Origin of the sequence: Bacillus cereus group sp. BceL062 (assembly GCF_051780025.1) — a bacterium.
Lineage (GTDB): Bacteria > Bacillota > Bacilli > Bacillales > Bacillaceae_G > Bacillus_A > Bacillus_A toyonensis.
Genome location: NZ_JBPWGY010000032.1, coordinates 1 through 6,881, shown reverse-complemented (window position 1 = coordinate 6,881; position 6,881 = coordinate 1). Strand labels below are relative to the sequence as shown.

The following is a 6,881-nucleotide window of genomic DNA, read 5'->3' as shown; positions in this document are numbered from 1 at the left end:
GGTTTATTTGGTATGCGTATTTTTAAAAACAAATAAACAAAATATCAAGCATGTAGGCAACAAGAACGGAAGTTCGCGGAAAATCCAACCTTAGCTTGATGGGCATGGGGTCACCATATCATTTTAAGAAAATTGTACGCTAAGGAGTTTATAAAGGTCGTGGAGATTTAATAAACGTTTATAAATGTTTTGTAACATGTTTGTAAACGTGATAAACCTTGATTTTATAAGGATTAAAGTTATGTCCTTAAAGGTATACCTTTACAAACTACATTCGCTTACCCCATTAGTGATGTAATATTCTATTTGACATTTTAGAAAACATCGACTTTCCAATGCCAAATAGTCCATATTTAGCCGAAAAATAGTCTTAGCGTACACCAAACATCTTAATTTGTGTCCAAAATGTGTCTAAACGTACAATTTTCTTTTTTTGATATGGTGAGGCCTACTAAGGATTCTGCAACAAGAAATTTAATCTTCTGATTTATAAATGGTCAAAATAGTAATTCTTTTTTTCAAGAAACGCTCTAATCAATATGATGACTATTAACCATATGAGACTACTTAGTATTTCTGATGCAAAATTCGTACCCAATTCTTGATAAGCATAGTGAATTATTAATGTAATGAATAGCCAAAATGAAGAAGCAATTAGTTGACCTGAATAACCGCCTTTAATATGATGATTGAAAATCGTATAAGAAATTATTTTAAGTGTTAAGCCACTAATAAATAGGCTGACTGAAAGGATCATCATTAACGGCATATATTCATGTAGTAAGCTTAATAATTTATTATTGATGTCTAGAATGTTTTGAGGGATAGATCCAGTTTTACTTAAAAAAATTTTGTACTTTAATGATAATTGATAGGTTGAATTCATAATGTAATAGATAAATATGACCAAACAAAATAGTCTACCTAAATAAAAAATTTCGCCACTTTTTAAATCATCCCATATTTTACTGAAAAATCCTCCCACGTTTTTCTTCATCCCCTCTTTATTGCTAATTTTTGCTTAAATTTTATTTTCATGCCTTTCTTTTTATAATCGTATCATACTTTAAGTAGAGTTCAGTTTCTAAAGGATACTGCAAAAAGAAATAAAACGTGCAAATATTCACCACATCACCCTCACCACATTTCATAATGGAGCTAACGCAATGGAAATCAAAGTATTACTTGGTATGAAGAGTATTGAAGCAATGCACCGTTACATTGTATTTTTCCGTTCTTACTCGATTTAAGATAATCATCAAAAGTTATTGAACGCACTGATAATTTCAGAAGTAAAAAGAGGCCCTTATCAGGTCTCTTTTTTTACAATTGAACTATTTCTTCAAATTCAATAAACTGGTTTAGAATATCATCTGTATATTTTATACCTTTGCACTTAACTTTCTTATCAGGTAAAATATCGAAACTTGTAATTTGGATTCTAGCATCACCTGTGGTAATCTGCGTTTTTTCTTTACTTGTTAAGTTGTATGTAAATAAATTACCGCCAATTGCTACGGTTCCATATCCAAATCCAATAATTACTCCAAGTGTTTCGTGATCGATCCATTTTACAAACTTAGGGATATAACTTTCTTCTGGTTCGAGTAGCGTTGTAAATTCACCAATAATATTATCAAACAGAAACAGTGAACCTAAACATTCCCATTCTAATGGATCAATGAATACAGTATGTTTTTTGTCAGGCGAAATAAGTGGTGCACTTGGAAATTCAAAATCCATTTTTTCTTTATTTTCATTTTCAACTTTAAAAATAATGCGATTGTCAAAATCGTATTCTAATTTATACATTTGCTTCCTCTCCTTCTTCTGGTAAACGTCCGTGAAGTAGAACATATTTTAGGTCCTTATGTTCTCTTACAATCTCGTCTAGTTCTGCTAAAGCAAATACAATTAACTTAAAACCCATATTTTGCTCTAGGCTATGTAAAAAATCATAGAAGTTTGCTGTAGGGTTATGAGGGGTAACAAGTACCCAACCGTCAGGATGGTGCTGTTTTGCCTTGACAATTTCATTAAATACTTCTGATTGTTGCGGCATGCGCTTTTCGCGTTTGCATTGAAATATCCAAGTCTGTTCGAATCCCAATTTAAAAGGTAATTCTACATAATATTTTGCAACTACATCGCGTCCCTTATCTCCGCCCCCTCTTCCAAACCACTCACGATTTTTAAATCCTTGTTTCCCTACAACATGAAAAATAAATCTTTCGAAGTGGCGCGCATCAATTGAATCCCAATCAATCATTTTCCTAGTCCCCTGTTCTTTTTATTGTTAGTATACCTAAATTTTATAGATTTTTAAAAACAATGATAGATAATTTATATTTCTTCCTTATAGTTCAGTAACTTTATCAAAATGTATCATAACGTTTATCCCTTTAGCGAGATGGGGTTTATTGTAAATAAGGTGTTTTTGCCCATCACCCGAAAAGGGGTATTAAGACAGAAACGACCCCTTATTTAAAAATTTTTGATTCCTTTAACTTGTTGTATGCCGATATAAACCGCTGTAAGGCTAATTCCGGCTTATGTTCTCGATAGTTGACCACAACATAGCCGCAACCCTTTTCTCTAGCAAATACCTCTTTGCGTAAATCATTACGTTTCTCATCTTCAAATGTTTTATGGCTACGGTGATGAAAGATTTTTACTTCTTCATAATGTTGTTGTCCATGTACCTCTACAATAGTGTTTTCAACTGGTAAATAGAAATCGTACGCTTTATTGTCGTTTGGAAACTTATATTGATGTATATACGCTATTCCGTTAGAATCAAGATATTCCCGTATTGCCCTCTCACCTTTGGATTCCCTACATATTGGACAGCGTTGTCCTTGTTTATACAAATAAGGTTGCAACCAGTGCGGTGCATGCCCACATTTAAAATCTATTAGGGCTTTTGTATCCGTATTTATATACTCGCTTAACAATTCGTGTCCATTTTCTTTCATCAATTTTCTTAATCCTGCTTCTGCTTGTTCTGGGTCTTTCCCTGAGCATTTCAGACACCTTGATTTAGCCGTCGAAGTAAAACTATTGGGTTTCGCATCAAAAACATGCCCTTTATCACATTCCAGTTTAACCTTGATATACGCATTTTTATAGCTACCTAACAATGTATAGCCTGCTTTTTCAACTTCTTTATAAAAATTTTCTCTAGCTTGATCAGAGGATTTACCACTACATTTAGGACAGCGATACCCCGTTTTATAGTTAAAAGGCTTTATCCAATGTGGGTCATGCTCACAATTAAAGTCAATTAATACATGAATTTGGGCTGTTTTATATTCGCTTAAAAGTGTGTGACCATTACCTTCTAATAGTCTTTTTAACTCTTCTGCTGCTTGTATTGAGGATGTTCCACCGCATCTTGCACATCTGTACCCACTATTGTAGTCGTTCGGTGTTATCCAATGTGGATCATGACCGCAATCAAAGTCAATCAAAATTTTGGTCGAAGTATTCACATAATCACATAACAGCTTATGCTTGTCTTCATTTAATTTGGTAACCAACCTATCTAAAGCGCTTTGAATCTGTAAATTGTAACTACCGTCTTTTTTGTATAGCCTAACCGAATCAGCTATCTTAATCCCTTTATATACCCTTTCTTGATGTTGCATTTGCACTACCCTCCTGGTGATCTTTAATATAACTCATAAACGTTATATAAATGCTATATTTACATAAATCCAGTATGTATTACATAGCAAGTGTAGAGATTGCTTGTTTGTAAATTAGTTGTTGTTTACCATGAACCATCATTAGGACGGTAAATTTATCTGTTGCAAGAATGTTCCCACGTATTGGAACCCCATTCTTTAAAAATATAGTGATATCCCCTTTTTTCTCTTTTAATTGTTCATACATATCTTCTTGTAAATTAAACATGAAATGCGCCCCCTGGTTTGTTTGTATTTACTTTTCTTCTAATACATGCTGCTTTTCACTGTTGGATATTTGTTATTCCCATTCACTTTCTATTTTTCTAAACCATTTTCCTATTTTGCTTAGATAATATCTTTTTACTTCACCATTAGGAATCCAAATTTCACGTTCCTGTATTTGATTCATCACTTCATGAAGAATCTCATCATGTTCATACTTTCTAGGTTTTCTATAATGTGTTTTTACAAACTGTGTATATTCTCTACGTAACCAATTAGAAATATGTTGTCTTTGTCTTTGCTTGAGATGTGACCATTTTTTATTTGTTTGAAGGATTTTTCCATTTATTTTTATGTGGTTTTTCATCGACACTCATCCCCTTTTACTAGCAAAACGAATATATCACTATCGTATCACATTTAAATCGAAATACTGCTCTAGGTACATATTTCGCAAGAAATCTATATGAAATAAAAATACTATCTCCATTTCACATAAAATAGTATCCAAAACAGACGAGATCGAATCTATTAAGCGGATTAATTAGGCACAAAATTTAATGTAGACTATTGATTATTTAGTTTTTTTATTAAACATTACGGTACGTGAAATTTTATATTTGTCTTATTAAAAAAGCCCCCATAGATCTTAAACCTACGAGAGCTACCTAAGGGTATTTAGACTTTCGACTCTATTCTACATGCCCCTTTTCTTAATATCTTTATATATATTAAAATAAATAGGAAAGAAATCAGCCAATTTCTTTCTTCTACGGTCACTCAAACTTTTGCTCTTTGTTTGCTTTTGCAAATGAAGAGCTTTTATTTTTCATACTTATACTTACTCTAACATCGCATAGCGCAATAGTTTTAACTTTGTCTCTTTTTTCAATGCTTTCCACTCAGATACACCAATTTTCATTTTTCATTCCTCCAATAATTAAATTTGTTATTTATATAGCTTCTAAGTTCCAGTTGTAAATATTTCTAATTTGTTTATCGCTAAATCCTTCATGGACAACGAAGATTTCTGGAAAATCGGAGAGGCACAAATCAATAATTGTATTATCAGTTGTTCTTATATAAGAATACTGAACAGCCCTTCATAATTCGAATATAAATAGTACTTATGAATCTTATAATTTAATCCATTTTTCTCTAATACTTCATATAACTTATTTTTAGTTTCATCCATTACGTCAAAAATGGTTAACTGCATCATTATTAACAGCTCCTCATTGCGTAAATTTACTAAACTAACTCTAAGAACAAAGCTGTTTCATTATGTTCATTGGTATACACATTAAACTTTTTTCCGGTAGCTTCTAATGCACTAAAAAGCATTCTTTTATAACCTAAATCCATAAAATCTACACTGATTTGACCATGATTCATATTGAACTACCCCCACTTTCACTTCGTTTAGAAGAGGGGGATTCCTAAGTAAAGAGTTCTATCGAACTCTAATTGATTAGGCTAGCTCCACAGTCCTTGCGGTTAGAAGCCTTATCGCTTCATTCTTTAGATTGATACTTGCGTTAATATCCCTATCATGGTGTGTACGACAAGAAGGGCAGTCCCATTTACGTAGATTTAGATTTTTAACGTCTTTGTTTTGATATCCACAACAAGAACATAATTGGCTGGAAGCAAATGTTTTCGATACGACAATGACTTGTTTGCCATACCATTTTGCTTTATATTCCAACATAGTTCGAAACTGTGACCAGGATACCTCACTAATTGCCTTTGCTAACTTGCGATTCTTTAACATATTCGATACTTGCAAATCCTCTATACCGATAACATCGTGGCTTTTGATGATTTCAGTTGAGATTTTGTCCAAGTAATCTTTTCTAGCATTCGTCATGTATTCATGAATTCTAGCTACTTTTACTCGTTGTTTATTCCAGCGAGAAGATCCTTTCACTCTCCTAGAAAAAACACGTTGTGCTTTTGCCAACTTCTCTTCTAATGCTCGAAAAAACTTCGGATTTTTATAGGTTGTTCCATCTGACAAAATGGCGAAATCTTTTAGTCCCACATCCATTCCAATGTAAGAATATGTTTTCGGAAGTTCTTGTACTTCTGTTTCAACTAACAAGGATACAAAGTATCTGCCAGAAGGGGTCCGTCTAACTGTAGCATTTACAATACGTCCCTTTACTTCGCGACTCTTGGCAAATCGAACAAGACCTAGTTTCGGCAACTTTATCTTTTTTCCTACAATGGCAATGTTTTCATTTGTTTGTTTTGTGGTGTAAGATTGTACGTTGTTTTTCTTAGATTTGAAACGCGGGGCACTGGTTTGTTTTTTGAAAAAGCGTGTATAAGCATCCGCAAGGTTGCGAACAGACGACTGAATCGCAATACTATCCACTTCTTTTAGCCAAACAAACTCTTTCTTCATGGCAGGAAGTTTGGCAGAGCATGTACCATATGTCAAACCTTTTCCTGTTTCTCTGTATACATTATCCCATAGAGATAGGAAGTGATTGAATACAAAACGAGCACAACCAATCGTTTTATTGATTAGGGTTGCTTGTGTTTTATTTGGATAGATACGAAATTTATAGGCTTTATTAATCATCATTCCTTTCACCTCCATTTCGGCATGTGTCTATCATACAACAAACATACATTCGATAGGTAGTGAAGTAACAATTTATATATGTCGAACAATTAAGATGGCTTACTGCCATCCTTTATCCGAAGCCAATTCATCTCCCACCTACTCACTTCGCATTCCTTGAGGTAGGGGTCTTCTTGGCTAAAATGATAAATTAAAGATCAGCCATCATCTTTTTAACTTTCCGTTCCATATAATAACCTCCTCATTGAACTACTCACCACTTAACATCCTAACGGACTGTTTGAAGTGGGAGATTCCTGCGAACACCGATTATCCACCGGTTATCTTAGCAGGCTCTACCCGTAGTCCCTACGGTGAGAACATAAGTATCTTGTACG

Annotated in this window: 8 protein-coding genes and 2 pseudogenes; 1 reads left to right on the top strand and 9 read right to left on the bottom strand. The window is 33.5% G+C overall.

Translation table 11 applies throughout. The features are described 5' to 3' along the window. Nucleotides 1-487 precede the first annotated feature (487 nt). Nucleotides 488-997 (bottom strand): hypothetical protein, encoded by a 510-nt coding sequence (locus ACS2MN_RS30720; protein ID WP_438894952.1) that lies wholly within the window; start codon nt 995-997, stop codon nt 488-490. A gap of 91 nt (nt 998-1,088) precedes the next feature. On the opposite strand from ACS2MN_RS30720, the pseudogene ACS2MN_RS30715 reads away from it, so the two are divergent. Next, nucleotides 1,089-1,250, top strand: a pseudogene (locus ACS2MN_RS30715) (tyrosine-type recombinase/integrase); the annotation flags it as partial. Nucleotides 1,251-1,323: 73 nt separating this feature from the next. Here the strand turns inward: ACS2MN_RS30715 and ACS2MN_RS30710 are convergent. The 8 genes and pseudogenes from ACS2MN_RS30710 to tnpB form a co-directional block, all read right to left on the bottom strand. Then, nucleotides 1,324-1,812, bottom strand: a complete 489-nt coding sequence (locus tag ACS2MN_RS30710) for a DUF4652 domain-containing protein (RefSeq protein WP_346995172.1) — start codon at nt 1,810-1,812, stop codon at nt 1,324-1,326. Next, on the bottom strand, nt 1,805-2,269 hold the full coding sequence (locus ACS2MN_RS30705; RefSeq protein WP_195755450.1) for a restriction endonuclease: 465 nt from the start codon (nt 2,267-2,269) through the stop codon (nt 1,805-1,807). Before ACS2MN_RS30705 ends, ACS2MN_RS30710 begins: the two co-directional genes overlap by 8 nt. A gap of 211 nt (nt 2,270-2,480) precedes the next feature. Beyond that, complete coding sequence (locus ACS2MN_RS30700; protein WP_438894951.1) at nt 2,481-3,647, bottom strand: hypothetical protein; 1,167 nt, start codon at nt 3,645-3,647, stop codon at nt 2,481-2,483. A 79-nt stretch (nt 3,648-3,726) separates the two neighbouring features. Continuing rightward, on the bottom strand, nt 3,727-3,915 hold the full coding sequence (gene hfq, locus ACS2MN_RS30695) for an RNA chaperone Hfq (RefSeq protein WP_438894950.1): 189 nt from the start codon (nt 3,913-3,915) through the stop codon (nt 3,727-3,729). Between the two features lie 72 nt (nt 3,916-3,987). Further along, complete coding sequence (locus ACS2MN_RS30690; protein ID WP_438894949.1) at nt 3,988-4,278, bottom strand: transposase; 291 nt, start codon at nt 4,276-4,278, stop codon at nt 3,988-3,990. Between the two features lie 586 nt (nt 4,279-4,864). Beyond that, nucleotides 4,865-5,133 (bottom strand): annotated as a pseudogene (locus ACS2MN_RS30685) (hypothetical protein). Between the two features lie 29 nt (nt 5,134-5,162). Beyond that, nucleotides 5,163-5,306, bottom strand: coding sequence for a hypothetical protein (locus ACS2MN_RS30680; RefSeq protein WP_438894948.1), 144 nt, complete (start codon nt 5,304-5,306; stop codon nt 5,163-5,165). A 76-nt stretch (nt 5,307-5,382) separates the two neighbouring features. Beyond that, nucleotides 5,383-6,504: an IS200/IS605 family element RNA-guided endonuclease TnpB gene (gene tnpB, locus ACS2MN_RS30675; RefSeq protein ID WP_438894947.1), complete on the bottom strand. Its 1,122-nt coding sequence runs from the start codon at nt 6,502-6,504 to the stop codon at nt 5,383-5,385. Nucleotides 6,505-6,881 lie beyond the last annotated feature (377 nt).

Excerpts from the sequence above, each read along its gene's own strand:
- ACS2MN_RS30720 (WP_438894952.1), bottom strand. The coding sequence starts at position 997 with ATGAAGAAAAACGTGGGAGGATTTTTCAGTAAAATATGGGATGATTTA.
- ACS2MN_RS30710 (WP_346995172.1), bottom strand. The coding sequence starts at position 1,812 with ATGTATAAATTAGAATACGATTTTGACAATCGCATTATTTTTAAAGTT.
- ACS2MN_RS30705 (WP_195755450.1), bottom strand. The coding sequence starts at position 2,269 with ATGATTGATTGGGATTCAATTGATGCGCGCCACTTCGAAAGATTTATT.
- ACS2MN_RS30700 (WP_438894951.1), bottom strand. The coding sequence starts at position 3,647 with ATGCAACATCAAGAAAGGGTATATAAAGGGATTAAGATAGCTGATTCG.
- hfq (WP_438894950.1), bottom strand. The coding sequence starts at position 3,915 with ATGTTTAATTTACAAGAAGATATGTATGAACAATTAAAAGAGAAAAAA.
- ACS2MN_RS30690 (WP_438894949.1), bottom strand. The coding sequence starts at position 4,278 with ATGAAAAACCACATAAAAATAAATGGAAAAATCCTTCAAACAAATAAA.
- ACS2MN_RS30680 (WP_438894948.1), bottom strand. The coding sequence starts at position 5,306 with ATGAATCATGGTCAAATCAGTGTAGATTTTATGGATTTAGGTTATAAA.
- tnpB (WP_438894947.1), bottom strand. The coding sequence starts at position 6,504 with ATGATGATTAATAAAGCCTATAAATTTCGTATCTATCCAAATAAAACA.